At 45.5% G+C, this 24,989-nt stretch carries 40 protein-coding genes, 1 rRNA gene and 1 pseudogene; 35 read left to right on the top strand and 7 right to left on the bottom strand.

Annotated elements, in window-relative coordinates; genetic code table 11:
* The 29 genes and pseudogenes from tuf to rplQ form a co-directional block, all read left to right on the top strand.
* Positions 1-222: pseudogene (gene tuf, locus L5M51_RS22445) on the top strand (elongation factor Tu); the annotation flags it as partial.
* A gap of 334 nt (positions 223-556) precedes the next feature.
* Complete coding sequence (gene rpsJ / locus L5M51_RS22440; protein ID WP_006083601.1) at positions 557-868, top strand: 30S ribosomal protein S10; 312 nt, start codon at positions 557-559, stop codon at positions 866-868.
* Between the two features lie 30 nt (positions 869-898).
* A complete protein-coding gene (rplC, locus tag L5M51_RS22435; RefSeq protein ID WP_006083600.1) occupies positions 899-1,537 on the top strand; it encodes a 50S ribosomal protein L3 in 639 nt (212 codons plus the stop codon).
* A gap of 17 nt (positions 1,538-1,554) precedes the next feature.
* Positions 1,555-2,160, top strand: a complete 606-nt coding sequence (gene rplD / locus L5M51_RS22430; RefSeq protein WP_113941598.1) for a 50S ribosomal protein L4 — start codon at positions 1,555-1,557, stop codon at positions 2,158-2,160.
* Complete coding sequence (gene rplW, locus L5M51_RS22425) at positions 2,160-2,462, top strand: 50S ribosomal protein L23 (RefSeq protein WP_025008843.1); 303 nt, start codon at positions 2,160-2,162, stop codon at positions 2,460-2,462. Before rplD ends, rplW begins: the two co-directional genes overlap by 1 nt.
* Before the next feature lie 16 nt (positions 2,463-2,478).
* A complete protein-coding gene (gene rplB, locus L5M51_RS22420; RefSeq protein WP_006083597.1) occupies positions 2,479-3,303 on the top strand; it encodes a 50S ribosomal protein L2 in 825 nt (274 codons plus the stop codon).
* Between the two features lie 14 nt (positions 3,304-3,317).
* A complete protein-coding gene (gene rpsS / locus L5M51_RS22415; protein WP_006083596.1) occupies positions 3,318-3,596 on the top strand; it encodes a 30S ribosomal protein S19 in 279 nt (92 codons plus the stop codon).
* A 15-nt stretch (positions 3,597-3,611) separates the two neighbouring features.
* Complete coding sequence (gene rplV / locus L5M51_RS22410) at positions 3,612-3,944, top strand: 50S ribosomal protein L22 (RefSeq protein ID WP_006083595.1); 333 nt, start codon at positions 3,612-3,614, stop codon at positions 3,942-3,944.
* A 9-nt stretch (positions 3,945-3,953) separates the two neighbouring features.
* Entirely contained in the window at positions 3,954-4,646 is a 693-nt protein-coding gene (gene rpsC, locus L5M51_RS22405; RefSeq protein WP_006083594.1) for a 30S ribosomal protein S3, read from the top strand.
* A gap of 11 nt (positions 4,647-4,657) precedes the next feature.
* On the top strand, positions 4,658-5,068 hold the full coding sequence (gene rplP / locus L5M51_RS22400) for a 50S ribosomal protein L16 (RefSeq protein WP_006083593.1): 411 nt from the start codon (positions 4,658-4,660) through the stop codon (positions 5,066-5,068).
* Positions 5,068-5,259 carry a 50S ribosomal protein L29 gene (gene rpmC / locus L5M51_RS22395; protein WP_006083592.1) on the top strand — a complete coding sequence of 64 codons (192 nt, stop codon included), beginning with the start codon at positions 5,068-5,070 and terminating at the stop codon, positions 5,257-5,259. The genes rplP and rpmC overlap by 1 nt, the downstream gene beginning before the upstream one ends.
* Positions 5,259-5,507, top strand: coding sequence for a 30S ribosomal protein S17 (rpsQ, locus tag L5M51_RS22390; RefSeq protein WP_006083591.1), 249 nt, complete (start codon positions 5,259-5,261; stop codon positions 5,505-5,507). The genes rpmC and rpsQ overlap by 1 nt, the downstream gene beginning before the upstream one ends.
* 180 nt (positions 5,508-5,687) lie before the next feature.
* Positions 5,688-6,056, top strand: coding sequence for a 50S ribosomal protein L14 (gene rplN, locus L5M51_RS22385; protein ID WP_006083590.1), 369 nt, complete (start codon positions 5,688-5,690; stop codon positions 6,054-6,056).
* 11 nt (positions 6,057-6,067) lie between these two features.
* On the top strand, positions 6,068-6,382 hold the full coding sequence (gene rplX / locus L5M51_RS22380) for a 50S ribosomal protein L24 (RefSeq protein WP_006083589.1): 315 nt from the start codon (positions 6,068-6,070) through the stop codon (positions 6,380-6,382).
* Positions 6,383-6,394: 12 nt separating this feature from the next.
* The gene (gene rplE, locus L5M51_RS22375; protein ID WP_006083588.1) at positions 6,395-6,934 is read left to right on the top strand and encodes a 50S ribosomal protein L5; all 540 of its coding nucleotides are present in this window, start codon (positions 6,395-6,397) and stop codon (positions 6,932-6,934) included.
* Between the two features lie 10 nt (positions 6,935-6,944).
* A complete protein-coding gene (rpsN, locus tag L5M51_RS22370) occupies positions 6,945-7,250 on the top strand; it encodes a 30S ribosomal protein S14 (protein WP_006083587.1) in 306 nt (101 codons plus the stop codon).
* 24 nt (positions 7,251-7,274) lie between these two features.
* Complete coding sequence (gene rpsH, locus L5M51_RS22365) at positions 7,275-7,667, top strand: 30S ribosomal protein S8 (RefSeq protein WP_006083586.1); 393 nt, start codon at positions 7,275-7,277, stop codon at positions 7,665-7,667.
* Positions 7,668-7,677: 10 nt separating this feature from the next.
* Positions 7,678-8,211 (top strand): 50S ribosomal protein L6, encoded by a 534-nt coding sequence (rplF, locus tag L5M51_RS22360; protein ID WP_105251036.1) that lies wholly within the window; start codon positions 7,678-7,680, stop codon positions 8,209-8,211.
* Positions 8,212-8,221: 10 nt separating this feature from the next.
* Positions 8,222-8,572 (top strand): 50S ribosomal protein L18, encoded by a 351-nt coding sequence (gene rplR, locus L5M51_RS22355; RefSeq protein WP_006083584.1) that lies wholly within the window; start codon positions 8,222-8,224, stop codon positions 8,570-8,572.
* An 11-nt stretch (positions 8,573-8,583) separates the two neighbouring features.
* Positions 8,584-9,087: a 30S ribosomal protein S5 gene (gene rpsE, locus L5M51_RS22350; protein WP_006083583.1), complete on the top strand. Its 504-nt coding sequence runs from the start codon at positions 8,584-8,586 to the stop codon at positions 9,085-9,087.
* Positions 9,088-9,093: 6 nt separating this feature from the next.
* The gene (gene rpmD, locus L5M51_RS22345) at positions 9,094-9,276 is read left to right on the top strand and encodes a 50S ribosomal protein L30 (protein ID WP_006083582.1); all 183 of its coding nucleotides are present in this window, start codon (positions 9,094-9,096) and stop codon (positions 9,274-9,276) included.
* A gap of 3 nt (positions 9,277-9,279) precedes the next feature.
* Positions 9,280-9,714 (top strand): 50S ribosomal protein L15, encoded by a 435-nt coding sequence (gene rplO, locus L5M51_RS22340; protein ID WP_006083581.1) that lies wholly within the window; start codon positions 9,280-9,282, stop codon positions 9,712-9,714.
* Positions 9,715-9,721: 7 nt separating this feature from the next.
* Positions 9,722-11,062 (top strand): preprotein translocase subunit SecY, encoded by a 1,341-nt coding sequence (secY, locus tag L5M51_RS22335; RefSeq protein ID WP_007644459.1) that lies wholly within the window; start codon positions 9,722-9,724, stop codon positions 11,060-11,062.
* Positions 11,063-11,083: 21 nt separating this feature from the next.
* Entirely contained in the window at positions 11,084-11,197 is a 114-nt protein-coding gene (gene rpmJ, locus L5M51_RS22330) for a 50S ribosomal protein L36 (RefSeq protein WP_006083579.1), read from the top strand.
* A gap of 117 nt (positions 11,198-11,314) precedes the next feature.
* Positions 11,315-11,671, top strand: coding sequence for a 30S ribosomal protein S13 (gene rpsM, locus L5M51_RS22325; protein ID WP_011787581.1), 357 nt, complete (start codon positions 11,315-11,317; stop codon positions 11,669-11,671).
* Positions 11,672-11,686: 15 nt separating this feature from the next.
* A complete protein-coding gene (rpsK, locus tag L5M51_RS22320; protein WP_006083577.1) occupies positions 11,687-12,079 on the top strand; it encodes a 30S ribosomal protein S11 in 393 nt (130 codons plus the stop codon).
* A gap of 32 nt (positions 12,080-12,111) precedes the next feature.
* On the top strand, positions 12,112-12,732 hold the full coding sequence (gene rpsD, locus L5M51_RS22315) for a 30S ribosomal protein S4 (RefSeq protein WP_006083575.1): 621 nt from the start codon (positions 12,112-12,114) through the stop codon (positions 12,730-12,732).
* Positions 12,733-12,756: 24 nt separating this feature from the next.
* Positions 12,757-13,746 (top strand): DNA-directed RNA polymerase subunit alpha, encoded by a 990-nt coding sequence (locus L5M51_RS22310; RefSeq protein WP_006083574.1) that lies wholly within the window; start codon positions 12,757-12,759, stop codon positions 13,744-13,746.
* Positions 13,747-13,786: 40 nt separating this feature from the next.
* Positions 13,787-14,182 carry a 50S ribosomal protein L17 gene (gene rplQ, locus L5M51_RS22305; protein ID WP_006083573.1) on the top strand — a complete coding sequence of 132 codons (396 nt, stop codon included), beginning with the start codon at positions 13,787-13,789 and terminating at the stop codon, positions 14,180-14,182.
* 57 nt (positions 14,183-14,239) lie between these two features.
* Here rplQ and L5M51_RS22300 read toward each other — a convergent pair whose 3' ends face one another.
* The 6 genes from L5M51_RS22300 to ccmA all read right to left on the bottom strand — a co-directional run bounded on the left by L5M51_RS22300 (position 14,240) and on the right by ccmA (position 18,168).
* Positions 14,240-15,253: an ABC transporter substrate-binding protein gene (locus L5M51_RS22300; protein ID WP_263174755.1), complete on the bottom strand. Its 1,014-nt coding sequence runs from the start codon at positions 15,251-15,253 to the stop codon at positions 14,240-14,242.
* A 133-nt stretch (positions 15,254-15,386) separates the two neighbouring features.
* Positions 15,387-15,875, bottom strand: coding sequence for a cytochrome c maturation protein CcmE (ccmE, locus tag L5M51_RS22295; RefSeq protein ID WP_105251038.1), 489 nt, complete (start codon positions 15,873-15,875; stop codon positions 15,387-15,389).
* The gene (ccmD, locus tag L5M51_RS22290) at positions 15,872-16,072 is read right to left on the bottom strand and encodes a heme exporter protein CcmD (RefSeq protein ID WP_105253042.1); all 201 of its coding nucleotides are present in this window, start codon (positions 16,070-16,072) and stop codon (positions 15,872-15,874) included. The genes ccmE and ccmD overlap by 4 nt, the downstream gene beginning before the upstream one ends.
* A complete protein-coding gene (locus L5M51_RS22285; RefSeq protein WP_105251039.1) occupies positions 16,072-16,818 on the bottom strand; it encodes a heme ABC transporter permease in 747 nt (248 codons plus the stop codon). Before L5M51_RS22285 ends, ccmD begins: the two co-directional genes overlap by 1 nt.
* Position 16,819: 1 nt before the next feature.
* Positions 16,820-17,506, bottom strand: coding sequence for a heme exporter protein CcmB (gene ccmB / locus L5M51_RS22280; RefSeq protein ID WP_006079706.1), 687 nt, complete (start codon positions 17,504-17,506; stop codon positions 16,820-16,822).
* A gap of 11 nt (positions 17,507-17,517) precedes the next feature.
* Complete coding sequence (gene ccmA / locus L5M51_RS22275; protein ID WP_131525727.1) at positions 17,518-18,168, bottom strand: cytochrome c biogenesis heme-transporting ATPase CcmA; 651 nt, start codon at positions 18,166-18,168, stop codon at positions 17,518-17,520.
* A 318-nt stretch (positions 18,169-18,486) separates the two neighbouring features.
* Here ccmA and L5M51_RS22270 point away from each other — a divergent pair, with 318 nt between their 5' ends.
* Entirely contained in the window at positions 18,487-18,786 is a 300-nt protein-coding gene (locus tag L5M51_RS22270; protein ID WP_105251041.1) for a c-type cytochrome, read from the top strand.
* A 61-nt stretch (positions 18,787-18,847) separates the two neighbouring features.
* On the opposite strand, the gene ccmI is transcribed toward L5M51_RS22270, so the two are convergent.
* The gene (gene ccmI / locus L5M51_RS22265; protein ID WP_263149158.1) at positions 18,848-20,098 is read right to left on the bottom strand and encodes a c-type cytochrome biogenesis protein CcmI; all 1,251 of its coding nucleotides are present in this window, start codon (positions 20,096-20,098) and stop codon (positions 18,848-18,850) included.
* Between the two features lie 400 nt (positions 20,099-20,498).
* Between ccmI and L5M51_RS22260 the strand changes: the two genes are divergently transcribed.
* The 5 genes from L5M51_RS22260 to L5M51_RS22240 all read left to right on the top strand — a co-directional run.
* Entirely contained in the window at positions 20,499-22,478 is a 1,980-nt protein-coding gene (locus tag L5M51_RS22260) for a heme lyase CcmF/NrfE family subunit (RefSeq protein ID WP_263174752.1), read from the top strand.
* Between the two features lie 11 nt (positions 22,479-22,489).
* The gene (locus tag L5M51_RS22255) at positions 22,490-23,044 is read left to right on the top strand and encodes a DsbE family thiol:disulfide interchange protein (RefSeq protein ID WP_105251044.1); all 555 of its coding nucleotides are present in this window, start codon (positions 22,490-22,492) and stop codon (positions 23,042-23,044) included.
* Complete coding sequence (gene nrfF / locus L5M51_RS22250; protein ID WP_105251045.1) at positions 23,041-23,520, top strand: heme lyase NrfEFG subunit NrfF; 480 nt, start codon at positions 23,041-23,043, stop codon at positions 23,518-23,520. Before L5M51_RS22255 ends, nrfF begins: the two co-directional genes overlap by 4 nt.
* Positions 23,517-24,104: a TlpA family protein disulfide reductase gene (locus L5M51_RS22245; RefSeq protein ID WP_113941593.1), complete on the top strand. Its 588-nt coding sequence runs from the start codon at positions 23,517-23,519 to the stop codon at positions 24,102-24,104. Before nrfF ends, L5M51_RS22245 begins: the two co-directional genes overlap by 4 nt.
* A 523-nt stretch (positions 24,105-24,627) precedes the next feature.
* Positions 24,628-24,989 (top strand): 16S ribosomal RNA (locus L5M51_RS22240); the annotation flags it as partial.

Below are 24,989 nucleotides of genomic sequence, written 5' to 3'. Positions count from 1 at the left end.
CCATTCTTCAAAGGCTACCGTCCACAGTTCTACTTCCGTACAACTGACGTAACCGGTACTATCGAACTGCCAGAAGGCGTAGAGATGGTAATGCCTGGCGACAACATCAAAATGGTAGTGACTCTGATTTGCCCAATCGCGATGGACGAAGGTTTACGCTTCGCAATCCGTGAAGGTGGTCGTACAGTTGGTGCTGGTGTAGTAGCTAAAATCATCGCTTAATTGCGATAGAAATTAGTTTGAAAAGGAAGCTTCGGCTTCCTTTTTTATTTGAGGGCTGGTTTTATTCACAAATTTGTGTAAAATGCTCGCCACTCTGAAGTTAAATAGTTATTTGATGACTATTTACACAGCGGGCTTGATATCCAAATTTAGATAGGTATAATGGCCCCCTCGTCGACCTAGGTTGACGAATTAAATGATTAGTCGCTGAAGTTAATCATTATCATAGCGGCTCCGATTGGGAGTCGAACGGTTAAATCATCTCGCTCTGCTTTTCTATATTGAAGAAGCTAGAGGGTGATTTTTTATATGTCCATTTTAGGAGCTCTGGTCAATGCAGAACCAAAGAATCCGTATCCGCTTAAAGGGATTTGATCATCGCTTAATTGATCAGTCTACAGCGGAAATCGTTGAAACTGCTAAGCGTACAGGCGCGCAGGTTCGTGGTCCAATTCCACTACCTACTCGCAAAGAGCGTTATACCATTTTGATCTCTCCGCACGTTAATAAAGATGCTCGTGACCAGTACGAATTACGTACACACAAGCGCCTGGTTGACATCGTAGAGCCAACTGAAAAGACTGTTGACGCGTTAATGCGTTTAGATCTTGCGGCTGGTGTCGACGTACAGATTAGCTTGGGTTAATTGAGATCCTAGTAAGAAGAGGTTTGAGAGATGGCTATCGGTCTTATTGGTCGTAAAGTTGGTATGACTCGCATCTTCACTGAAGATGGTGTTTCAATACCAGTTACTGTAATTGAAGTTGCAGGCAACCGTGTTACTCAAGTGAAAACTTTAGAAACTGACGGCTACCGTGCACTTCAAGTTACAACTGGCACCAAAAAAGCCAATCGCATCACTAAACCAGAAGCAGGTCACTTTGCCAAGAGCGGCGTTGAAGCCGGTCGTGGTTTGTGGGAAATGCGTTTGGTAGACGGTGAAGGCGAGGGCATTGAAGTTGGTGCTGAGCTAAATGTTGATATTTTCGCAGACGTAGCGAAAGTTGATGTTACTGGTCAATCAAAAGGTAAAGGCTTCCAAGGCGGCGTTAAGCGTTGGAACTTCCGTACTCAAGATATGACTCACGGTAACTCTTTGTCGCACCGCTCGAATGGTTCTATCGGTCAGAACCAAACGCCTGGTCGCGTATTCAAAGGCAAAAAAATGTCAGGCCATATGGGTGCCGAGCGTGTTACTACTCAAAATCTAGTTGTTGTTCGTGTAGATGTTGAGCGTAACCTGCTACTAGTCCGTGGCGCTGTTCCTGGCGCTACCAATGGCGACTTGATTATCAAGCCTGCCGTTAAAGCTTAAGGTCTGAGGAGATAGTAATGGAATTGGTATTGAAAGACGCGCAAAGCGCTCTTGAAGTTTCCGAAACTACCTTCGGCCGTGACTTTAACGAGGCACTGGTTCATCAGGTAGTTGTAGCATACGCTGCAAACGCGCGTCAGGGCACTCGTGCTCAAAAGACTCGTGCGGAAGTAACTGGCTCAGGCAAAAAGCCTTGGCGCCAAAAAGGAACTGGCCGTGCTCGTGCTGGTTCTGTTAAAGGCCCAATCTGGCGTGGCGGTGGCGTAACATTCGCTGCTAAAACCCAAGATCACAGCCAAAAAGTTAACAAAAAGATGTACCGCGGCGCGCTGAGAAGCATTCTGTCTGAATTGGTACGTCAAGAGCGTTTGGTTATTGTTGAATCTTTCGGTGTTGAAGCTCCTAAAACTAAAGAGCTGAAAGCTAAATTGAAAGCAATGAACCTTGAAGACGTTCTGATTGTGACTGCAGAAGTTGATGAGAACTTATTCTTAGCAGCTCGTAACCTGTACAAGGTTGACGTTCGTGATGTAGCGGGTCTAGACCCAGTGAGTCTGATCGCCTTCAACACTGTGCTTGTGACTGCTGACGCAGTGAAGCAAATCGAGGAGATGCTAGCATGATGATCCGCGAAGAACGTTTGCTAAAAGTTATTCTCGCTCCACATATCTCTGAAAAGAGCACTGTGAACGCTGAGAAGCACAACACTGTTGTTTTCCGCGTAGCTATCGATGCAACTAAAGCTGAAATTAAAGCTGCTGTTGCTAAGCTATTTGAAGTTGAAGTTGATTCAGTTCGCACTTTAGTGAGCAAAGGCAAAACTAAACGCACTGGTGGCCGTACTGGTCGTCGTAGCGATTGGAAAAAAGCCTATGTGACTCTAGCTGCTGGTGCTGACATCGATTTCGTCGGCGGCGCTGAGTAAGCAAAGGAGAATTATCATGGCAGTTATTAAGTGTAAGCCAACCTCTCCAGGTCGTCGCCACGTAGTTAAAGTGGTGAACACTGACCTGCACAAGGGTAAACCTTTTGCTGGCTTGTTGGCGAAAAAATCTAAAAGTGGTGGCCGTAACAATACTGGCCGTATCACTGTCCGTCACGTAGGTGGTGGTCATAAGCAGCATTATCGTCTAATCGACTTCAAACGCGATAAAGATGGTATCCCTGCAAAGATTGAGCGTCTGGAATACGATCCAAACCGTACTGCTAACATCGCGTTAGTATTGTATGCGGATGGTGAGCGTCGTTATATTCTTGCTGCCAAAGGCATGCAAGCTGGCGATAAGATCCAGTCTGGTGTTGCTGCCGAGATCAAAACCGGTAACGCTATGCCACTGCGCAACATCCCAGTAGGTTCTGTAGTTCACGCAGTTGAAATGAAGCCTGGTAAAGGTGCTCAGATCGCTCGTTCTGCAGGTGCTTATGTACAAGTTGTTGCTCGTGATGGCGCATATGCCACTCTACGTCTTCGCTCTGGCGAAATGCGTAAAGTGCCAGTTGATTGCCGCGCGACATTTGGTGAAGTTGGTAATGCCGAACACATGCTACGCCAGTTAGGTAAAGCAGGTGCTAAGCGCTGGAGAGGCATACGTCCTACAGTGCGTGGTGTTGCAATGAACCCAGTAGACCATCCACACGGTGGTGGTGAAGGCCGTACTTCTGGTGGTCGTCACCCAGTGACTCCATGGGGTGTGCCAACTAAGGGTTATAAAACTCGTAGTAACAAGCGCACTGACAAGTACATCGTACGTCGTCGTAATAAATAGTAAGAGGATTCGCCATGCCACGTTCTCTCAAGAAAGGTCCCTTCATTGACCTGCACTTGCTGAAGAAGGTAGAGAAAGCGATGGAAGCCGGTGACAAAAAGCCTATTAAGACTTGGTCACGTCGCTCTATGATCATTCCAAATATGATTGGTTTGACCATCGCTGTCCATAATGGTCGTCAGCACGTTCCTGTGTTCGTAACTGACGAAATGATCGGCCACAAACTTGGTGAATTTTCACCAACTCGCACTTATCGCGGCCATGCTGCAGATAAGAAAGCGAAGAAGCGTTAATACGGGAGGAATAAGATGGAAGTTTTAGCTAAACATCGTTTTGCCCGTACGTCTGCGCAGAAGGCCCGTCTGGTTGCTGATCAAATTCGTGGATTGCCTGTTGCTAAGGCCCTCGAAATTTTGACTTTCAGCCCCAAGAAAGCCGCCGTACTGGTTAAAAAAGTACTTGACTCAGCTATCGCAAACGCCGAACACAACGAAGGCGCGGATATTGATGAGCTTAAAGTCGGAGCCGTCTTCGTAGATGAAGGCCCAACTATGAAGCGTATCATGCCACGTGCTAAAGGCCGCGCTGATCGTATCATGAAGCGTACCAGCCACATTACTGTGGTTGTATCAGATCGCTAGGAGAGAGCAATGGGACAGAAAGTACATCCTAATGGTATCCGTCTGGGTATCACCAAGCCTTGGATCTCTACCTGGTACGCAGATAAATCAGATTACGCAAGTAACCTGAACAGCGACTGGGAAGTGCGTAAGTTTCTTGTAGAGAAATTACAAGCTGCTTCAGTATCTAAGATTGTTATCGAGCGTCCAGCGAAAAGCATCCGCGTTACCATTCACACTGCCCGTCCAGGTGTTGTGATCGGTAAGAAAGGTGAAGACGTTGAAGTATTGCGTGCTGCAGTGTCAAAACTTGCTGGCACTCCTGCTCAAATTAACATCGCTGAGATCCGTAAACCTGAGCTAGATGCCAAGTTAGTTGCTGACTCAATTGCACAGCAATTAGAGCGTCGCGTAATGTTCCGTCGTGCTATGAAGCGCGCAGTTCAAAACGCAATGCGTATTGGTGCTCAAGGTATCAAAGTACAAGTTAGTGGCCGTTTAGGCGGAGCTGAGATTGCGCGCGATGAGTGGTATCGTGAAGGTCGTGTACCTTTACATACTTTGCGTGCTGATATCGACTATTCTACATCTGAAAGTCACACCCAATATGGTGTGATTGGCGTTAAAGTTTGGATCTTCAAAGGTGAAGTTCTAGACGGAATGCTGCCACAGATTGAAGAGCCGAAGCAGCAGCAACCTAAGCGCAAGCCTCGTGGTAAATAGGAGAGCCGGCAATGCTGCAACCTAAACGTATGAAGTTTCGCAAGATGTTCAAAGGCCGCAACCGCGGTCTAGCGAACGGTACCGAAGTTAGCTTTGGTACTTTTGGTCTGAAAGCAGTCGGCCGTGGCCGTTTAACTGCACGTCAGATCGAATCTGCACGTCGTGCCATGACACGTCACATTAAGCGTCAGGGACAAATTTGGATTCGAGTTTTCCCGGACAAGCCGATTACCTCTAAGCCTCTTGAAGTGCGTATGGGTAAAGGTAAAGGTAACGTTGAATACTGGGTATGTCAGATTCAACCTGGTAAGGTTCTTTATGAGATGAATGGTGTTTCTGAAGTGATCGCTCGTGAAGCGTTTGCTTTGGCTGCTGCCAAGCTTCCAATTAAGACTACCTTCGTAACTAAGACGGTGATGTAATGAAAGCGAGCGAACTGAGAGAAAAGAGCGTTGAAGAACTGAACGCTGAACTACTTGGTCTGCTGCGTGAGCAGTTCAACCTGCGTATGCAACACGCCACTGGTCAGTTGACTCAGACTAATCAACTGAAATTGGTGCGCCGTAACATTGCGCGCGTTAAGACCATTATTACTTCTAAGGCGGGTGCATAATGTCTGATAAAATCCGTACTTTGCAGGGTCGTGTAACTAGCAACAAAATGGACAAGTCCATTACTGTTGCTATCGAACGCCAAGTGAAACACCCAATTTATGGGAAATACATTAAGCGTACGACAAAGATCCATGCACATGACGAAACGAATCAGTGCAATGAAGGCGATTTAGTAGCGATTCGCGAATGTCGTCCTTTGTCTAAGACTAAGTCTTGGACCCTGGTTGAAGTAGTATCAAAGGCCTAAGTTAATTAGGTATTTAGGTAAACGGCTCCAGAATGTGGGGCCGTTTGTTTTTTAATACTATACATTCCACTTTTATGGTGTTATATTTGCGCGCCATTTTTGACTAAATTAATAGCAAAAATGAGTGTTTTTATTGTCCCATAGTGGGAATTGTGTAGTAACGATAGCGGAGCACTTAAAATGATCCAAATGCAATCGACTCTTGACGTTGCTTGTAACAGCGGCGCACGCAGAGTTCAGTGTATTAAGGTCTTGGGTGGCTCTCATCGTCGTTATGCCGGTATCGGCGACATCATCAAAGTTTCTGTTAAAGAAGCGATTCCTCGCGCTAAAGCGAAGAAAGGCGATGTGTATAACGCGGTGGTAGTCCGTACTAAGAAAGGCGTACGTCGTCCAGACGGTTCTGTCATTCGCTTCGATCGGAATGCAGCTGTTCTTTTGAACAACAACCTGCAGCCGATTGGTACTCGTATCTTTGGACCAGTGACACGTGAATTGCGTAATGAGCAATTTATGAAAATTGTCTCGCTGGCACCAGAAGTACTGTAAGGAGCTTCAAAATGGCAGCTAAAATACGTCGTGAAGACGAAGTGATTGTATTAGCAGGTAAAGACAAGGGTAAACGTGCAAAAGTTTCTCAAGTCCTTCCTACTGGTAAATTGATTGTTGAAGGCATCAATCTTGTCAAAAAACACCAAAAGCCAAACCCACAATTGGGCGTAGCTGGCGGTATTGTTGAGAAAGAAGCACCGATACAAGCATCAAATGTAGCGATTTTCAACTCTGCCACTGGCAAAGCTGATCGCGTTGGTTTCCGCTTTGAAGACGGCAAAAAAGTTCGTTTCTTCAAATCGAACAGTGAACTCGTTAAGTAATTGGAGTAAACGATGGCGAAACTGCATGATAAATACCAAGAGACTGTTGTCGCTGAACTTGCTAAAAAGTTCGGTTATACCAGTGTCATGCAAGTCCCTCGGATTGAGAAAATCACCCTGAACATGGGTGTTGGCGAAGCTGTTGCAGACAAGAAAATCATGGACCATGCTGTCCGTGATATGACTGCAATCGCTGGTCAAAAGCCAGTTGTGACTGTAGCTCGTAAGTCAGTTGCTGGTTTTAAAATCCGTGAAGGCTACCCTATTGGCTGTAAAGTGACCCTACGCGGTGAGCGTATGTGGGAATTCTTAGAGCGTTTAGTCGATATCGCAATCCCACGTATTCGTGACTTCCGTGGCTTAAGCGCTAAAGCGTTTGACGGCCGTGGTAACTACGCAATGGGCGTGCGTGAGCAGATCATCTTCCCAGAAATCGATTACGATAAAATCGATAAGATTCGTGGTATGGATATTGTTATCACTACTACTGCGAAGAATGATGAAGAAGGTCGTGCTTTGTTAGACGCTTTTAACTTCCCATTCAAGAAATAAGGGTAGCGTAATGGCAAAAACATCAATGAAAGCACGTGAAGCTAAACGTGCACAGCTCGTGGCCAAGTACGCTGAAAAGCGTGCGGCTCTTAAGACTATCATTGCAAGTCCAGCTTCTTCTGACGAAGATCGTTGGGATGCGGTTCTTAAGCTGCAAGCTCTACCACGTGATTCCAGCGCTGCGCGTCAACGCAATCGTTGTAATCAAACTGGTCGCCCTCATGGCTTCTTACGTAAATTCGGCTTAAGCCGTATCAAATTACGTGAAGCAACCATGCGTGGTGAAGTTCCTGGCCTGCGTAAGGCCAGCTGGTAAGCACTTGTCACGGAGTAAGCTAATATGAGCATGCAAGATCCTATTGCGGATATGTTAACCCGTATTCGTAACGGCCAAGCTGCTAACCACGTATCAGTGAAGATGCCTTCAGCTAAGTTGAAAGTCGCAATTGCGAAACTACTTAAAGATGAAGGTTATATTGCTGATTACGCCGTAGCAGATGAAGCCAAGCCTGAACTGGAAGTTACTTTAAAGTATTTCCAAGGCCAACCAGTCGTTGAGACTATCCAGCGTGTAAGTCGCCCTGGTCTTCGTATTTACAAAGGTAAAAACGAACTTCCAAAGGTGATGGGCGGTCTGGGTGTCGCAATTGTGTCCACTTCTAAAGGCTTGATGACTGATCGTGCCGCCCGCCTTGCAGGCATGGGTGGCGAGGTTATCTGCTACGTAGCTTAAGGAGCTAGGAATGTCTCGTGTAGCAAAAGCACCAGTATCTATTCCAGCTGGCGTAGAGGTGACCTTGAACGAACAGACCCTTACCGTCAAAGGCGGAAAAGGTAGTCTGACTCGAGTGATCAACAATGCGGTCAATGTTGTTATTGAAGCCGGCGTAGTTAAGTTCCTCCCTGTTGAAGGCGTTGTTAACGCTTGGGCACAGGCTGGTACAACTCGTGCATTAGTAAACAACATGGTTGTTGGTGTATCTCAAGGTTTTGAGCGTAAGTTAAAGTTAGTTGGCGTTGGTTACCGTGCGAAACTCGTCGGTGCTGATATTGACCTTACTTTAGGTTTCTCTCATCCGTTAGTACACAAACTGCCCGCAGGCGTTACTGCAGAGTGCCCTAGCCAAACTGACATCGTCCTACGTGGCGTTGATAAACAGTTAATTGGCCAAGTCGCTGCTGAGATTCGCGGATACCGTCCACCAGAGCCATATAAAGGCAAAGGTGTTCGCTATGACGACGAAGTAGTACGCCGTAAAGAGGCTAAGAAGAAGTAGGTAACGCGATATGGATAAGAAAACATCTCGCTTACGTCGCGCTACTCGCGCTCGTAAGAAGATCCAAGAGCTGGGCGTGAACCGTCTGGTTGTACATCGTACACCGCGTCACATTTATGCTCAGGTGATCAATCCTGAAGCTCAGGTGTTGGCAGCTGCTTCAACCGTAGAAAAAGCGGTTAAAGAGCTACTGAAGAGTACCGGTAACGTAGACGCAGCGAAAGCAGTAGGTAAATTTGTTGCTGAGCGCGCGATCGAAAAAGGCGTAACTTCAGTTGCGTTCGATCGTTCTGGTTTCAAGTATCACGGTCGTGTAGCTGCTTTAGCAGATGCAGCTCGTGAAGCTGGCCTGAAGTTCTAAGGGGTTATAAAATGGCTAAATTAGAAGCTCAGCAAAAAGACGATCTGCAAGAGAAATTAATTGCAGTTAATCGTGTTTCTAAAGTAGTTAAGGGCGGTCGTATCTTTAGCTTCACAGCACTGACAGTAGTGGGTGACGGTAACGGTAAGATTGGCTATGGCTATGGCAAAGCACGTGAAGTTCCAGCCGCGATTCAAAAAGCGATGGAAAAAGCTCGTCGTAACATTGTGACCGTTGAGTTGAATGCAGGTACTCTGCATCACCCAGTTAAAGGTCGTCATACTGGTTCACTTGTGTACATGCAACCTGCATCACAAGGTACTGGTATTATTGCCGGTGGCGCAATGCGTGCCGTATTGGAAGTAGCAGGCGTGCATAACGTTCTGTCAAAAGCATACGGTTCTACTAACCCGATCAACATCGTTCGCGCGACTGTCGATGCTTTGGTGCACATGAAATCACCTTCGCAAATCGCAGCTAAGCGTGGCCTGAATGTTGACGAAATTCGGGGGTAATGCACCATGGCAACTAAAACTGTAAAAGTTACTCAAACTAAAAGCGGTATCGGTCGTTTACCGAAGCACCGTGCAACCCTAACGGGTCTTGGTTTGCGTCGCATTGGTCACACTGTTGAATTAGAAGATACTCCTTCTGTTCGCGGTATGATCAACAAGGTCTACTACATGGTTAAGGTGGAGGATTAATAGATGCGTTTAAATACTCTATCTCCAGCTGCAGGCTCTAAGCATGCACCAAAGCGTGTAGGCCGTGGTATGGGCTCAGGTCTAGGTAAAACAGCGGGTCGTGGTCATAAAGGCCAAAAGTCTCGCTCTGGTGGCGGTGTACGCCCAGGATTCGAAGGTGGTCAAATGCCACTGAAAATCCGTTTACCTAAATTTGGTTTTACCTCGCGTCGCGCTATGGTAACAGCTGAAGTTCGTGTACTCGAACTGGCAAAAGTTAACGGTGATGTTATCGACTTAAACGCTCTGAAAGATGCGAACGTAATAACTCGCAACATCCAGTTTGCGAAAATTGTTCTTTCAGGTACCATTGAGCGCCCTGTGACTGTTAAAGGTCTGAAGGTAACCAAAGGTGCACGTGCAGCTATTGAAGCTGCCGGCGGTAAGATCGAGGAATAATACGTCGATGGCAAAACCAGGACTTGATTTAAAAAGCGCGAAAGGTGGACTTTCTGAATTGAAAGCTCGCCTCCTGTTCGTGATTGGTGCGATTATCGTCTTTAGAGCCGGTTCGTTTGTGCCAATTCCTGGTATTGACGCAGCTGTATTAGCAGAGCTGTTTGCTCAGCAAAGTGGAACCATCCTTGGCATGTTTAACATGTTCTCGGGTGGTGCCCTTGAGCGTGCCTCTATCTTTGCATTAGGTATTATGCCGTACATTTCGGCATCGATTATCATGCAACTGTTGACTGTCGTACATCCTGCACTCGCTGAATTGAAAAAAGAAGGCGAATCAGGACGTAAGAAAATCAGTCAATATACCAGATGGGGTACCTTAGTGCTGGGTACATTCCAGTCGGTCGGTATTGCAACCGGGTTACCAAACTTAGTGCCAGGCCTTGTGGTCAACATTGGATTTGGATTCTACTTTGTTGCGGTTGTGAGCTTAGTAACAGGAACTATGTTCCTTATGTGGCTAGGTGAGCAAATTACCGAACGTGGTATAGGCAATGGTATCTCGATTTTGATTTTCGCAGGTATTGTTGCTGGATTACCTTCCGCTATCGGCCAAACGGCTGAGCAGGCGCGTCAAGGTGACTTGAATGTGTTAGTATTGTTGTTGCTCGCGGTAATTGTGTTTGCAGTGACTTATTTTGTAGTGTTTGTGGAACGTGGTCAGCGTCGTATCGTCGTTAACTATGCTAAGCGTCAGCAAGGCCGTAAGGTGTTCGCTGCGCAAAGTACCCATCTACCGCTGAAAATAAACATGGCAGGTGTTATTCCGCCAATTTTTGCGTCAAGCATCATTTTGTTTCCTGGAACACTGGCTCAGTGGTTCGGTCAAAATGAGTCCATGTCATGGTTAAGTGATTTTTCACTGGCAGTGTCACCTGGACAACCGCTTTACTCATTATTATATGCAACAGCGATTATCTTTTTCTGTTTCTTCTATACTGCGTTGGTGTTTAACCCACGTGAAACAGCAGATAACTTGAAGAAGAGTGGTGCATTCATCCCTGGGATCCGTCCTGGAGAACAGACTTCGCGTTACATTGATAAAGTTATGACCCGTTTGACATTGGCAGGCGCGTTATACATAACCTTTATCTGCTTAATTCCGGAGTTCATGTTAATTGCGTGGAAAGTACAGTTCTATTTCGGCGGTACTTCACTACTAATTATGGTAGTCGTAATCATGGACTTCATGGCTCAGGTTCAGACGCATATGATGTCTCATCAGTATGAGTCTGTGATGAAGAAAGCTAACCTAGTTAACAAAGCGAATTTAGATCGCTTTGGTCGCTAAGTAGCTTTACGGAGTGATGAAATGAAAGTTCGAGCTTCCGTGAAGAAGATCTGCCGTAACTGCAAGATCGTCAAGCGTAGTGGCGTTGTACGCGTTATCTGTGTTGAACCAAAACACAAACAGCGTCAAGGCTAAAAAGTAATTTGTTCAGCCCATGAATTGGGCTGAACAAAATTTTGTTTGCAAATCTGTCGACTGTCGAGTATCCTTTCGGGCTTTTCGCAGTTGGCCTTTAACTTTAAGGAGTGCATAGTGGCCCGTATCGCTGGCATTAACATTCCTGATCAAAAGCATACAGTCATCGCATTGACTGCAATTTTCGGCATCGGCCGTACTCGCGCTAGAGCAATCTGCGCGGCTACAGCAATCGCTGAAACTGCTAAGATCAAGGAATTGAGCGAAGCTCAAATAGACACACTACGCGAAGAAGTCGCCAAATACCTAGTAGAAGGTGACTTACGTCGTGAGATTTCAATGAACATCAAGCGTCTTATGGATCTTGGTTGTTATCGTGGTCTCCGCCATCGCCGTAGCCTGCCTCTCCGTGGGCAACGTACTAAGACCAATGCGCGTACGCGTAAAGGTCCACGTAAACCTATTAGAAAGTAACGGGAAGGTAAAGCAATGGCTAAAGTTCCGTCACGTTCTCCGCGTAAGCGCGTACGTAAACAGGTTGCAGATGGCATGGCTCATATCCATGCTTCTTTCAACAACACTATTGTCACCATTACAGATCGTCAAGGTAATGCGTTGTCATGGGCTACTTCAGGTGGTTCAGGTTTCCGTGGTTCACGTAAATCTACTCCATTTGCTGCACAGGTGGCTGCTGAGCGTGCAGGTGCTGCTGCTCAAGACTACGGTTTAAAAAACCTTGAAGTGTTTGTGAAGGGTCCAGGTCCAGGTCGTGAGTCAGCCATTCGTGCGCTGAACGCTGTTGGTTATAAAATTACCAACATTACCGATGTGACGCCGATCCCTCATAATGGTTGTCGTCCTCCTAAAAAGCGTCGTGTATAACGCCGTTTCATTAGGATAGTTGGAGAAAGATCATGGCAAGATACTTGGGTCCCAAGCTCAAGCTCAGCCGCCGAGAAGGTACAGACCTTTTCTTAAAAAGCGGTGTGAGAGCAATCGATTCAAAGTGTAAACTGGAAACTGCACCTGGACAACATGGCGCTCGTAAGCCACGTTTGTCAGAGTACGGTACTCAGTTACGCGAAAAACAAAAAGTTCGTCGTATTTACGGTGTGTTAGAAAAACAATTCCGTAACTATTACAAAGATGCTGCACGTACTAAAGGCAACACAGGTGAAAACCTGCTTCAGCTTTTAGAAACCCGTCTTGATAACGTTGTTTATCGTATGGGCTTCGGTGCAACTCGTGCAGAATCACGTCAGCTAGTAAGCCATAAATCTATTATGGTTAACGGTCGTGTTGTTAACATTCCATCATTCAAAGTGTCTGCGAATGATGTTGTGAGCATCCGCGAGAAGTCACGTACTCAAGCTCGTATTAAAGCGGCTTTAGAAGTGGCAGCTCAACGCGAGAAGCCTACATGGGTTGAAGTCGACAACGCGAAAATGGAAGGTGCTTTCAAGCGCGTTCCAGAACGTAGCGATTTGTCTGCGGAAATTAACGAACAGCTGATCGTCGAGCTTTACTCTAAGTAAGGCTAACAAACAAGAGAGGACACAATGCAGGGTTCTGTTACAGAATTTCTTAAACCGCGTCTCGTTGATATCGAGCAGGTTAACTCAACACGTGCCAAGGTTACATTGGAACCACTTGAGCGTGGTTTCGGCCACACTTTAGGTAACGCGTTGCGTCGCATCCTATTGTCGTCTATGCCCGGCTGCGCGGTTACCGAAGTCGAGATTGACGGTGTACTGCACGAATACAGCAGTAAGGAAGGCGTTCAAGAAGATATCCTTGAGATCTTGTTAAACCTGAAAGGGTTAGCAGTGACCATCGAGGGTAAAGACGAGGCTATGCTTACGTTGAGCAAGTCCGGCGCAGGCCCTGTCATCGCAGCAGATATCACGCATGATGGTGATGTCACTATCGTGAATCCTGATCATATTATCTGTCATCTGACAGGTAACAATGATATCAGCATGCGTATTCGCGTTGAGCGTGGTCGTGGTTATGTACCAGCATCTGCTCGTGCACAGACCGAAGACGATGATCGCCCAATCGGCCGCTTGCTGGTTGATGCTTCTTTCTCGCCAGTTGCACGTATTGCCTACAATGTAGAAGCAGCACGTGTAGAACAGCGTACTGACTTAGATAAACTCGTTATTGATATGACCACAAACGGTACTATCGATCCTGAGGAAGCTATCCGTCGTTCTGCAACTATTCTGGCTGAACAGCTAGATGCGTTTGTAGAGTTACGTGACGTGACTGAGCCAGAGCTGAAAGAAGAGAAACCGGAATTCGATCCGATTCTGCTGCGTCCTGTCGACGATTTAGAGCTAACTGTACGTTCGGCTAACTGCTTGAAAGCCGAAGCGATTCATTACATCGGAGATCTGGTACAGCGCACTGAAGTTGAGTTGCTGAAAACCCCGAACTTAGGTAAGAAATCTCTTACTGAAATTAAGGATGTTTTAGCTTCTCGCGGACTGTCGTTAGGTATGCGTTTGGAAAACTGGCCTCCAGCTAGTTTAGCAGACGACCTATAAGTCTCAGGTTTGTACAGATTTAGGTTATAAGGATTAGGTCATGCGCCATCGTAAGAGTGGTCGTCAACTAAACCGTAACAGCAGTCATCGCCAAGCCATGTTTCGCAACATGGCCGGTTCACTAGTTCGTCATGAGATCATCAAGACAACTGTGGCTAAAGCGAAAGAACTGCGTCGCGTAGTTGAGCCTCTGATAACACTTGCTAAGAGTGACAGCGTTGCAAACCGTCGTTTAGCGTTTGCACGTACTCGCGACGCTGAAGTCGTTGGTAAGTTATTTACTGAGTTGGGTCCACGTTACCAGGAACGTCCTGGTGGCTATACCCGTATCCTTAAGTGCGGTTTACGTGCTGGTGATAAAGCCCCTATGGCTTACATCGAGCTAGTTGGTCGCCCAGAAGCTGCTCAAGCTGTTGATGTTGAAGCTGCTGAGTAATTAAGGTTACACTTTTAAAAAGCCGGGCATTAGCCCGGCTTTTTTATGCCTTTTTTACTATTTTACCCAAAGTGTGGTTTTCTCGATTTCTTTTGGGAGGACGATATTCCATTTAGCTAAGCCTTTCTGGCTAAAGATGTATTTTCCAAGATCATCTGTTACTGGGAAAATATTTTCGGGTTTCTCGCCGCCGAGTATTTTTGTCGCCATATTCGCTGCAATCTTGCCATGATGATAGCCATCGAGAACATAGCCACCAATATTGCCTTCAGCAGAGACACTAAATCCCCAAAACCCAAAATTCGGTACCGGAGTATGTTCAGATATCCATTTTAGGAGCTTATCTGCATCTACTGAGCTGTTATCTGCATCTCTAACTGTGTGGTATAGCGCCACGACTATAGCGTTATAACCCTGTTCCTTCGCGGTCAATACATTCCGCTGCCAATCCGTTAGCTGTGACAATTGCACCAAATTGACTTCTATATCGCCTAACATGCTTGAGTGTTGTTTACTGATGTATTCAGCCGCTGAGTCAGAGGTGACTCCTTGGTCGAATAGAACTAAGATTTTTCTATGCACAGTTTGCGGTAGTAAACGTTGAATGAGCAGTAGTGAACGTCGTAGTAGTGGTCTCTCAATGACGCCTGTGAAGCGTTTGTGTTCATTGAGATGATATTCTCTAGGATTCATGTTCACCCCTAAATAGACTACTGGGATTAGGCTGTCATTTAGGCGCTGGTGTAAGAGATTAACCGCATTATCATCGGCGAGAATAACCAATTGAGGTGCTTGTTGTTGAATATATTTCCATGCTAAGTCAGCCCGTTCAGCAAATTGCGCTTGGGGTAAGCGTTTGGTATCCATCTCGAAATAACTAACATCGTGGTGAGGGCTGAGCGTGTCATAAATCGCTTGATAGTATTCTTGGTCCCATTGATAGCTATGATGGTAGCTTTCGATAACAACAACTTTAGCAGCAATGGCTTCCTGAGAGATGCCTACCAAGCAGATAATTAGGAAGCTTAGAATGTGTTGCAAACTAGAGTTTAGTTGTCTTATTTGAATCATATGCAGTCTTAGATATTGGCGCTGCCTAGAGTATAGTCCACCTTTAATTGTGCATATTGAGATAATAAAAAAGCCTCACTAGTTATTAAGCTAGGAGGCTTAGTTTGTACGCTATTGCTGATCCATCAATAACCTACTTAGTATCAGGTGCCTTTTGCTGGCTATAATCTAACTTTTCGTGCTTTTGGCCCATGGCTTCAGCGACTTCTGGTGGCATGTAGTTTTCATCATGCTTGGCCAGTACTTCAGTTGCTTCTAGTTTGCCATCAGCACCCAGTACACCCTGAGCAACAATGCCTTGTCCTTCACGGAAAAGATCGGGCAATAGGTCGTCATAAGTGACCAGTACTTCGCCGCCGAGGGAGTCATGTACTGCAAATTCGACATGCAAGCTTTTGGGATCTCGCACCATAGAACCTACCGTCACCATTCCGCCGACACGAATACGTTGGCCAATTTCAGGTTTTACGCCAGTGTCTGTCTTGCCGTGGACAATTTCAGACGGAGTATAGAATAAGTTCAAGTTGGAGTTCAGCGCATAGAGCAAAAGCGAAGTAATCGCAGCAACGCCACCGATTAATGCTACAGCTAATGTCAGTCTTTTTTTGCGTCTTGGGTTCACGATTTAGTACTCCTGGTTTCTTTTAGGCGTTCTTCTCTATCCATCTTCTTCGCGATATCAATTAACACCTTACGCTTTTGGCGTGCGCTGGTAATGATGAGCGTAGAGAGGCAGAAGAAGGTCACTCCGTAGGATAGCCATACATAGAATGCATAGCCGCCCATATTAAAAAAATCACTGATTGAATCGAATTGCATCATTTGACCTCCTCCGCTTTAGCTAGTTCACGAACCCAAGGGCGCATGCCATTTCTTGCTAAAATTTCTGCTCTAAAACGAACAATAGTGATGGCGCCAATCATAAGACCGAAGCCCAGTATGTTAATTAACAGTGGATAGAGCATTTCTGTCGACATTGTCGATTTCTCAGTAATGCGTATTGTCGACGGTTGATGTAATGAGCTCCACCATTCAACTGAGTATTTGATGATAGGAATATTGATCACACCGACGATCGCTAAGATCCCTGCTGCACGAGCTGCGAGCACTTTATCCTCAAATGAGGCATAGAGCGAGATCACACCTAGATATAGGAATAGTAATACCAGCTCAGAAGTTAAGCGTGCATCCCATACCCACCAAGCACCCCACATAGGTTTACCCCATGCCGCTCCAGTAAAGAGTGCGATAAAGGTGATCACTGCGCCAATGGGAGCAATAGATGCTGCAGCCCAGTCGGCAAGTTTTATCTGCCAAACTAGACCGATAAAGGCCGCGGTTGCCATACCCATATAAGCCGCCATTGACATAGACGCGGCAGGAACATGGATAAAGATAATACGGTAGCTATCACCCTGCTGGTAATCCGTCGGCGCGAAGACGAGTCCCCATGTAGTGCCAACAGCAATCAATAGACCAGCTAAGATCGCAAACCATGGAAATAACGTTCCTGATAATTTATATGCGCGTTCAGGATCCGCGTAAGGGTGTAACCATTTCCACATTTTAGTTAGTACTCACTCGCAGAGATGCACCAATTGCAAAAGGTGCTAAGGTTAACGATCCGACCAGCATAGCGCCTATTATAGCGAGCTGACCATCATAGGGTAAATTCATTCCTGCCGCGTCTATAGCACTCGTTGCAAAAATGAGTACTGGGATATATAAGGGCAAAATAAGTAAGCTGAGTAACACGCCGCCTTTCCTTAGACCGACGGTTAATGCCACACCTATAGCACCTAACAGCGACAATACTGGCGTGCCTAGCGCAAGCGTCGAAATTAACGCACCGTAGCTGTTGCCGTCTAGATTGAGTAATACCGCTAACAGTGGTGCGATAATAATCAGTGGCACACCAGTTAAAATCCAGTGGGCTAACACTTTAGCTAATACGAGAATGGCTAATGGCTGTGGACTTAATAGCATTTGTTCTAAGCTACCATCACTAAAGTCGGCTTTGAAAAGCCTTTCAAGTGACAACATTGATGCTAATAATGCGGCGACCCAAATAATCCCTGGTGCCACACGTGCTAACATTTGCGGCTCTGGTCCAATTCCCAGCGGAAACAAGGTAACGACCATAATAAAAAATAGCAGTGGGTTAAAAATGTCGCCGCGGTGGCGAATAGCAATTTTAAGATCTCGCTGCAGCAAGGTGAAAAATGCTTGGGTAAAACTGATGCCTCTTTTCATTGAGCCTGACCTTATATGAAGCGATAATCGAGACGAATTTTACGAAGCCTATCATCTGTGATAATGCCCATATCTTGGTGAGTTGTGAGTATCACACAGCCACCATTATCCGCATGCTGAATAAATAACTGCTCCAGTTCTTCGACGCCTTTTTTATCGATTGCAGTAAAAGGTTCGTCAAGGATCCAAATTTTACAGTTGCTATGCCACAATCTTGATAGCGCTGTTCTGCGATGCTGGCCTGCGGATAAATGCCCCGCGAGAGCTTCTTCAAAGCCCGTTAAATTGACTTTGGCTAAAATCTCTGACGTATCAAAGTCATCATAACCACTGATTCTTAAATTGAAATTAAGGTTTTCTTCGGCAGTCAGCTCGCATTTCACGCCAGCTAAATGGCCTAAATACAAGAGGTCTTCATTGTATTCATCGCGGCAACGGTTTATGTCTTCATTAATGTAAAAAGTTTGTCCGGCATAGGGGCGAGAAAGGCCCGCCAATATGCGTAATAAACTGGTCTTTCCTGCGCCGTTAGGGCCTTCAATCTGAACAATGTCACCGGCATTTATATCAAAACTTAACTCATCAAAAAGGATACGTTCTTCGCGGATACAGGTCAGCTTGCTGGCTGACACTAATGTGGTTTCTTTAGTTATATTTGTCACTGAACCCTCTATCTCAAGCCGGAAGGAAACACAAGTCATTCTAACACAAACGTTATTGGGGGTTTACTCTTGGTTTGCACTAGATGTCAGCAATATGATGTGGTTCCAATAACCGCAATATTTATCGAACTTTTTTACGACTTGCTAATATATTAACGAATTTGTCATCCTTGTCGCCTGATTCATTTTGTGTTGAGATTCTAATCACAAAAAGATGAGATTTCTTGAAGTTTGTAGTAATCTTAGTCGGCTATAATGAGTCTGCCTAAGTAAGGGCGGCGCCGAGCTTTGTACGTATTTGCATTAGGAACATTGAACATGAAAAAACTGTTAGCAATGACTGCTGTCGCTGCTTTGACTATGTCAGTTAACGCTTCAGCTCAAGATGCTGAGGCTATTTATAATAAGGCATGTACCGTATGCCACAGTATGGGTGTTGCTGGTGCTCCAAAAGTACACAACGCTGCAGAATGGGAACCACGCTTAGCTAAGGGTGTTGACGCTCTAGTGAAGAGTGTGAAAACCGGTCTGAATGCTATGCCACCAGGCGGTATGTGTACTGATTGTACTGATGATGATTACAAAGCTGCTATCAAATTTATGTCTACAGCTAAGTAATTTTTCAGATATAAAAAAACCGGCGAAAGCCGGTTTTTTTATATCTGCAATTAACTGCGATTTATTGCACTTGAGTATCAAGTACTAGGTTCGCTGTATCGCCTACGGCGACTTTACTGATCTTGCCTTGAATATCACCCGTTTGCGGTTTGATATTACCTTGTTTAGACAGCACTGCAATCACTTCCACATTGGCTGCATCGCTTAACTTAACATCACCACCCATACCGCTACTGTCATCTAATGTCACTGTAATCGGGAAAGACTTAGCACTGACTTTGGTTGCAGCTAATGGGACTTTAGGTCCTTCAGTTGCACGGGCAAAGATGAAAATGGTGTCTTCTGGACTGGCTTTAGCCGCAAGTTCTGCAGAGATAGATATAGTGACATTGACCGATTTAGCACTCGCTTTGACTTGCTTATGTGCATCATCATTTGGCATGCCAGCGGTTTCCGACTGCATGCGTAAGTTAGCGGTTTCGATTGCATTCATAAGAGCTGCACGATCAACGTCGGCACGACCGCTATCTAAAATCGTTTGCCAAGAGGTGATGGCTTTCTTGTAGTCAGCAGTAAAAAAAGCATCCATACCCACGAGCAGTAGCGTTGAAGGATCTTGGGCATCCATAGCTAAGGACTCATCGATAAGAGCTTGGATTTGCGGTGTCATTTGTTGACCCGCTTTGTAATACATCGCCGTTGCTTTTGGACCGAGCAATTCTGCATGCTTTCCGACTAATTCGATTACTTTATCGAAAGCCGCAATCGCTTTATCGTATTGGTTTGCCGATACATAAGCATGACCTAAGCTAAACCACAGTTGGCTGTTTTCTGGCTCGGCTTTAACTTGAGCTTCCATCATCTGCACGCGTTGCATCATGATTTGAGCCGTATCCATTCCTGCATGTGGATTCGCAGGTTGTTGAGCACTATCAATATTCTCGAAGGCACCTAAGTGTTGATAGAGATAGCCTGAGATAACAATCAAACAAACTGACATGATCGACGGCCACAGAATCGTCTTTGGCTTTATTTGGTTGACCAGTGAATCATCGCTCGCTTGTTTGATGTCTTGGAGTAGACTGATTTCCAGTTCTTTCTTCAATGCATCAAATTCGGCTTGATCGAGTAGCTCTTCACTTAATTCTTTTTCAAGAACGCCTAAGCGCTCATTGAACAATTCAAGGTTCGTTTGTTTACGAACTCCAGCTTCTTCCGTTTTCAGCAATTTTTGCTGTCTGAAGTGCGGGATCCAAATCAGCATCAGGCCGACTAACATAACAAGCGCAATAAAAATCCAAAATGTCGTCATTGTTTCTATATTCACTTTAGTTTGCAGAAAGCGGAGTAACCGCTAGGCTTGGAAGCAAGATTATACGTAAAGATTGTTCATTGAACAGTAATATAAGGTAATCCCAGTGCTGAAAGCTTATAGTTGGGCACTGGTTCACAAATTGATTCTTCTTGTAAATTTTGTATGAAACTTAAGTGTCATTTGTCGGTCACATGCAGAACTGAGCCTCTTCCGTGACTTTCATCGACCTCTAAAATTGAGAATGAGACAAGTAACCCAGTTTTGTACGAAAGAGGCAGACAGGAACAATAGCAAATACTAAAATGAGCAAAATTTCGTGCATTTGCGTGAATAGCATGTTGTGCGTTGAGATAGAGTCTTTCTAAATCAACATATTATTGAAGACTGAGGAAAACCCATGATCCCAGAACTTGGACACTTTGCGTTGATAATAGGGGTGGCTTTTGCCTTCTTATTAATCAGCGTCCCCCTAATAGGTGTTGCCAGAAAAGACCAATACCTTGTTAGGTACGCTTGGCCATTAACGTACGGAATGTTCTTTTTTATTACCTTATCTGTTGTCGTGCTGGCTTATAGTTTTGCCGTCGATGATTTCTCGGTCGCCTATGTGGCACATCATTCAAATTCTCAGTTACCTATCTTCTTTAAGATCTCGGCCGTATGGGGCGGTCATGAAGGGTCACTGTTATTTTGGGTGTTTGCTTTATCAACTTGGGCGGCTGCGGTTGCCTTGTTTAGCAAAGGTTTAGAAGAAGTGTTTACTGCCCGTGTGCTGGCAGTATTGGCTCTTATTGTGATTGGCTTTAGTTTGTTTATGCTACTCACATCTAGCCCATTTGAACGTTTATTCCCGATCCCTGCCGAAGGTCGTGACTTAAATCCAATGCTGCAGGACGTGGGATTAATCTTCCATCCTCCTATGTTGTACTTGGGTTATGTGGGCTTCTCTGTAAGCTTTGCATTTGCGATTGCTGCGCTGATGAGCGGCCGTCTCGATTCTGCATGGGCTCGTTGGACTCGTCCATGGACATTGGCTGCTTGGACCTTCCTTACGGGCGGTATCGCACTAGGATCTTGGTGGGCTTATTATGAATTAGGCTGGGGCGGTTGGTGGTTCTGGGATCCTGTTGAGAACGCCTCTTTTATGCCTTGGTTAGTGGGTACTGCGCTTGTTCACTCTTTGATTGTGACTGAGAAACGCGGCGCCTTCCGTAACTGGACTGTATTACTGTCTATTTTTGCTTTCTCTTTAAGTTTACTTGGTACCTTTATTGTTCGCTCAGGTGTATTAACCTCAGTGCATTCATTCGCAGCCGATCCAAGCCGCGGTATGTTCATCCTGTTGTTACTTGGTTTAGCGGTTGGCGGCTCATTAACACTGTTTGCTTTACGTGCCAGTGAAATGAGTAGTCCAGCCCGTTTCGAGCTTAAGTCTAAAGAAACTATGCTCTTAGTGTGTAACGTGCTACTGACGGTTGCCGCAGGTACAGTACTATTGGGTACATTATATCCATTACTCATCGACGCGCTTGGCATGGGTAAAATCTCTGTTGGACCCCCATACTTTAATGCGGTGTTCGTGCCTATCGTATTAGTGCTATTTGGCTTTATGGGTATTGGTCCAATTATTCGTTGGAAAAAATCGAAATCGGGCGAGCTTAAGCGTCAGCTATTGATCCCAGCAATGATTGCTGCTGCTATCGGTATTGTGACGCCATTTATCGTCGATGGTGCATTCAATATTTGGGTTACCTTTGGTATTGCTGCCGCGGCTTGGATTATTCTGGCTACCGCAAGAGCGGCCTATAACATGGTCAAGTCGAAAGAAGGTGATATCAGCATCAGCCGCATGGGCCGTAGTCAGCTTGGTATGATCTTTGCGCATCTCGGTATTGCCGTTTCTGTGATTGGTGCCACTATGGTGTCAAATTACTCGATTGAGAAAAGTGTTCGTATGGGACCTGGTGTAAGCCAAGAACTTGCCGGTTATACTTTTAAGTATCTCGAGACCAAAAACGTAGTGGGTCCTAACTACACTGCACAGCAGGGACAGATAGAGATCTACAAGGGCGATGAGCTACTGACATTACTAAAACCAGATCGTCGTCAATATAATGTGCGAACTATGGATATGACAGAAGCCGGTATTGACTGGGGTCTATTCCGTGACTTGTACGTAACTATGGGTGACCCTATTACCAGCACTGAATTTGCGGTTCGTTTAAACTATAAGCCGTTCGTGCGTTGGTTGTGGTTTGGGGCAATTTTCATGATGATAGGTGGATTCTTCGCTGCATCGGATAAACGTTACCGTGCGAAAGTCACTGCAGCCGTCGCGCCTTTGGCCGAAAAGGCAAAATTGGCAACGGCTCAATAATTGGGGAATGTATGAAGAAGTTGGTTCTGTTTATCCCATTGGTCATATTTCTCGCCATGGGGGTGTTTCTCTATAAAGGGTTATTTCTGAATCCGCAGCAATTGGATTCAGCACTGGAAGGGAAGCCTATTCCGGCTTTCCAACTGGAACGACTAGAAACACCGGCTGAGATCATAACGAATGAGCAATTAAAAGGTAAGGTATCATTACTTAACGTATGGGCGACGTGGTGTCCATCTTGTAAATATGAGCATCCTTTCTTAGTGATGCTAAAACGTAAAAATCTTTTGCCAATTTACGGGATCAACTATCGTGATGAGCGTGTTCCTGCGTTAGAAGAGTTAAAACGTCAGGGCGATCCCTACAACGTTAATATCTATGATAAAGATGGGCGTTTAGGATTAGATCTTGGCGTTTATGGTGCACCAGAGAGTTTTATTGTTGATCATAACGGTATTATCCGTTTCCGTTATGCAGGTCCAATAGACCAACGCGTATGGAGTGAAACCCTTTACCCTATGATCCAACAATTACAAGCTGAAGCAGCGAAGGATGGCGCAGCATGAGAACGCTGATAAAAATCATAGGTGGTCTAGTGCTGATGTTCAGCATGACGACCGCCGTCATGGCAACACCAGTTGATACTTACGAATTCAAGTCACCTGAAAATCAAAAGCGCGGTTTGTCTTTGGCCCATGAACTACGTTGTCCACAGTGTCAAAACCAAAATTTGATTGACTCCAATTCACCCGTTGCTCGAGATCTGCGTCTTGAGGTATTCAAGATGGTTGACGAAGGAAAAGGGGATGATGAGATCATCGAGTTTATGACCAGTCGTTATGGTGAGTTTGTTCTCTATAAACCTAAGATGGAAACCAAGACCTACATTCTCTGGTTAGGTCCTATTGGTTTATTACTTCTGGGTCTAGTGATTGGATTTATCTTCATTCGTAAGCAACGTATTGGCGGTAATGTGCCGAACGAAATTAGCGCAGAAGATCAGCGCGAGTTAGATACCTTGCTAAAGCGCAATACAAAATGAAGCATAAAGTCATAACGGCATTCATGTTGTCATCCATTCTTTCGGTATTTGTTGCTGGGGTCGCGCATGCGTACCCTGGTATGCAGCAAACGGCTAAACCGATGGAATCAACGGTTGATTTGATCAATGTACTGCCAAAGACTTTTCCTATTGAGCCTGTTGCCTTTAATGATGTTGATGGTAAAGCTATCGACTTCAGCCAATTTAAAGGCAAGATCATTATGGTTAACATGTGGGCGACTTGGTGTCCGCCATGTGTCAGAGAGTTGCCTGCAATAGAAAGGTTAGCAACTAAGTTCAAGACTGAAGATTTTGTCGTGCTGCCTATCTCTATTGATGCAGAAGGTAAGCAGCAGGTTCAGCCGTTCTTAAGTTCATTGGGTATGGCGAATTTCAACTCTTACTACGATCAACCACAAAGTCTTGGAAACGTTTTTCCGCTCGACACGATTCCTGCGACCTTTATTCTTGATCAACAGGGTCAATTGATCGCCTTTGTTCGATCCTATGTTGATTGGGATGACGTAAAAGCCGTCTCGCTAATCCAAGGTTTTATCGATAAAGGCAGTAAAAAGCCCAATTAATGGGCACTTTGCATGTAAAACAATCGCCATCGTTTAAAAGATCGCCATGCGATCTTTTTTCATTTAAAAAGCCCTTGCACAAAAAGTTTCACTGCCTATAATGCGCATCCACTGACACGGCAGGCAGCGAAAGCCAGCTGACGAGTTAAGTTGAATTGAGTCGCTTTTAAGCACTTAATTCAATCGTAGCAAGAAGTTGTAAAAACTCCTTGACGCGAAACGGGAAATGCGTAAAATACGCAGCCCTAGCCAACTGGAAGCGTTCGACGCTCAGTGTGGTACTCACCTTCTCTTACGAGGTTGAGTTGCTCTTTAACAAGATAAAACAAGAAATCTGTGTGGACACTCACAGGTGTTGAGTTAATCGAAACTGCTTAGCCTTCGGGTTGGCAGTCAAAAATTTAAATCAATGTAACAATGAGTGTTCATAGCAATATGTACAGTTTGTTTCTGCTTTTAAGTGGGAACAAAAAATCAGAATTCATTGAGTCGCTGAAGTCGCAAGACGGAAGCAACAAAACTTTAATTGAAGAGTTTGATCATGGCTCAGATTGAACGCTGGCGGCAGGCCTAACACATGCAAGTCGAGCGGCAGCACAAGGGAGTTTACTTCTGAGGTGGCGAGCGGCGGACGGGTGAGTAATGCCTAGGGATCTGCCCAGTCGAGGGGGATAACAGTTGGAAACGACTGCTAATACCGCATACGCCCTACGGGGGAAAGGAGGGGACCTTCGGGCCTTCCGCGATTGGATGAACCTAGGTGGGATTAGCTAGTTGGTGAGGTAATGGCTCACCAAGGCGACGATCCCTAGCTGTTCTGAGAGGATGATCAGCCACACTGGGACTGAGACACGGCCCAGACTCCTACACGGCCCAGACTCCTAC

The organism is Shewanella sp. SM73, assembly GCF_025653795.1.
Taxonomy (GTDB): domain Bacteria; phylum Pseudomonadota; class Gammaproteobacteria; order Enterobacterales; family Shewanellaceae; genus Shewanella; species Shewanella oncorhynchi.
The sequence above is the reverse complement of the archived record's forward strand: the minus strand, read 5'-3'. Positions and strand labels throughout refer to the sequence as shown.

What these genes read in the sequence shown, in the direction of transcription:
- L5M51_RS22300 (WP_263174755.1), bottom strand. Translation starts at nt 15,253, where the DNA reads ATGATTCAAATAAGACAACTAAACTCTAGTTTGCAACACATTCTAAGC.
- rplO (WP_006083581.1), top strand. Translation starts at nt 9,280, where the DNA reads ATGCGTTTAAATACTCTATCTCCAGCTGCAGGCTCTAAGCATGCACCA.
- rpmC (WP_006083592.1), top strand. Translation starts at nt 5,068, where the DNA reads ATGAAAGCGAGCGAACTGAGAGAAAAGAGCGTTGAAGAACTGAACGCT.
- rpsD (WP_006083575.1), top strand. Translation starts at nt 12,112, where the DNA reads ATGGCAAGATACTTGGGTCCCAAGCTCAAGCTCAGCCGCCGAGAAGGT.
- rplW (WP_025008843.1), top strand. Translation starts at nt 2,160, where the DNA reads ATGATCCGCGAAGAACGTTTGCTAAAAGTTATTCTCGCTCCACATATC.
- rpsQ (WP_006083591.1), top strand. Translation starts at nt 5,259, where the DNA reads ATGTCTGATAAAATCCGTACTTTGCAGGGTCGTGTAACTAGCAACAAA.
- rplF (WP_105251036.1), top strand. Translation starts at nt 7,678, where the DNA reads ATGTCTCGTGTAGCAAAAGCACCAGTATCTATTCCAGCTGGCGTAGAG.
- rplV (WP_006083595.1), top strand. Translation starts at nt 3,612, where the DNA reads ATGGAAGTTTTAGCTAAACATCGTTTTGCCCGTACGTCTGCGCAGAAG.
- rplX (WP_006083589.1), top strand. Translation starts at nt 6,068, where the DNA reads ATGGCAGCTAAAATACGTCGTGAAGACGAAGTGATTGTATTAGCAGGT.
- L5M51_RS22310 (WP_006083574.1), top strand. Translation starts at nt 12,757, where the DNA reads ATGCAGGGTTCTGTTACAGAATTTCTTAAACCGCGTCTCGTTGATATC.
- L5M51_RS22255 (WP_105251044.1), top strand. Translation starts at nt 22,490, where the DNA reads ATGAAGAAGTTGGTTCTGTTTATCCCATTGGTCATATTTCTCGCCATG.
- rplB (WP_006083597.1), top strand. Translation starts at nt 2,479, where the DNA reads ATGGCAGTTATTAAGTGTAAGCCAACCTCTCCAGGTCGTCGCCACGTA.
- rpsH (WP_006083586.1), top strand. Translation starts at nt 7,275, where the DNA reads ATGAGCATGCAAGATCCTATTGCGGATATGTTAACCCGTATTCGTAAC.
- rpsJ (WP_006083601.1), top strand. Translation starts at nt 557, where the DNA reads ATGCAGAACCAAAGAATCCGTATCCGCTTAAAGGGATTTGATCATCGC.
- L5M51_RS22260 (WP_263174752.1), top strand. Translation starts at nt 20,499, where the DNA reads ATGATCCCAGAACTTGGACACTTTGCGTTGATAATAGGGGTGGCTTTT.
- rplQ (WP_006083573.1), top strand. Translation starts at nt 13,787, where the DNA reads ATGCGCCATCGTAAGAGTGGTCGTCAACTAAACCGTAACAGCAGTCAT.
- L5M51_RS22270 (WP_105251041.1), top strand. Translation starts at nt 18,487, where the DNA reads ATGAAAAAACTGTTAGCAATGACTGCTGTCGCTGCTTTGACTATGTCA.
- rpsE (WP_006083583.1), top strand. Translation starts at nt 8,584, where the DNA reads ATGGCTAAATTAGAAGCTCAGCAAAAAGACGATCTGCAAGAGAAATTA.
- ccmI (WP_263149158.1), bottom strand. Translation starts at nt 20,098, where the DNA reads ATGACGACATTTTGGATTTTTATTGCGCTTGTTATGTTAGTCGGCCTG.
- L5M51_RS22245 (WP_113941593.1), top strand. Translation starts at nt 23,517, where the DNA reads ATGAAGCATAAAGTCATAACGGCATTCATGTTGTCATCCATTCTTTCG.
- ccmD (WP_105253042.1), bottom strand. Translation starts at nt 16,072, where the DNA reads ATGCAATTCGATTCAATCAGTGATTTTTTTAATATGGGCGGCTATGCA.
- rplC (WP_006083600.1), top strand. Translation starts at nt 899, where the DNA reads ATGGCTATCGGTCTTATTGGTCGTAAAGTTGGTATGACTCGCATCTTC.
- L5M51_RS22285 (WP_105251039.1), bottom strand. Translation starts at nt 16,818, where the DNA reads ATGTGGAAATGGTTACACCCTTACGCGGATCCTGAACGCGCATATAAA.
- rpsS (WP_006083596.1), top strand. Translation starts at nt 3,318, where the DNA reads ATGCCACGTTCTCTCAAGAAAGGTCCCTTCATTGACCTGCACTTGCTG.
- rplD (WP_113941598.1), top strand. Translation starts at nt 1,555, where the DNA reads ATGGAATTGGTATTGAAAGACGCGCAAAGCGCTCTTGAAGTTTCCGAA.
- rpsC (WP_006083594.1), top strand. Translation starts at nt 3,954, where the DNA reads ATGGGACAGAAAGTACATCCTAATGGTATCCGTCTGGGTATCACCAAG.
- rplN (WP_006083590.1), top strand. Translation starts at nt 5,688, where the DNA reads ATGATCCAAATGCAATCGACTCTTGACGTTGCTTGTAACAGCGGCGCA.
- rpmJ (WP_006083579.1), top strand. Translation starts at nt 11,084, where the DNA reads ATGAAAGTTCGAGCTTCCGTGAAGAAGATCTGCCGTAACTGCAAGATC.
- rplP (WP_006083593.1), top strand. Translation starts at nt 4,658, where the DNA reads ATGCTGCAACCTAAACGTATGAAGTTTCGCAAGATGTTCAAAGGCCGC.
- rpmD (WP_006083582.1), top strand. Translation starts at nt 9,094, where the DNA reads ATGGCAACTAAAACTGTAAAAGTTACTCAAACTAAAAGCGGTATCGGT.
- rpsK (WP_006083577.1), top strand. Translation starts at nt 11,687, where the DNA reads ATGGCTAAAGTTCCGTCACGTTCTCCGCGTAAGCGCGTACGTAAACAG.
- rplR (WP_006083584.1), top strand. Translation starts at nt 8,222, where the DNA reads ATGGATAAGAAAACATCTCGCTTACGTCGCGCTACTCGCGCTCGTAAG.
- secY (WP_007644459.1), top strand. Translation starts at nt 9,722, where the DNA reads ATGGCAAAACCAGGACTTGATTTAAAAAGCGCGAAAGGTGGACTTTCT.
- rpsN (WP_006083587.1), top strand. Translation starts at nt 6,945, where the DNA reads ATGGCAAAAACATCAATGAAAGCACGTGAAGCTAAACGTGCACAGCTC.
- rplE (WP_006083588.1), top strand. Translation starts at nt 6,395, where the DNA reads ATGGCGAAACTGCATGATAAATACCAAGAGACTGTTGTCGCTGAACTT.
- ccmB (WP_006079706.1), bottom strand. Translation starts at nt 17,506, where the DNA reads ATGAAAAGAGGCATCAGTTTTACCCAAGCATTTTTCACCTTGCTGCAG.
- nrfF (WP_105251045.1), top strand. Translation starts at nt 23,041, where the DNA reads ATGAGAACGCTGATAAAAATCATAGGTGGTCTAGTGCTGATGTTCAGC.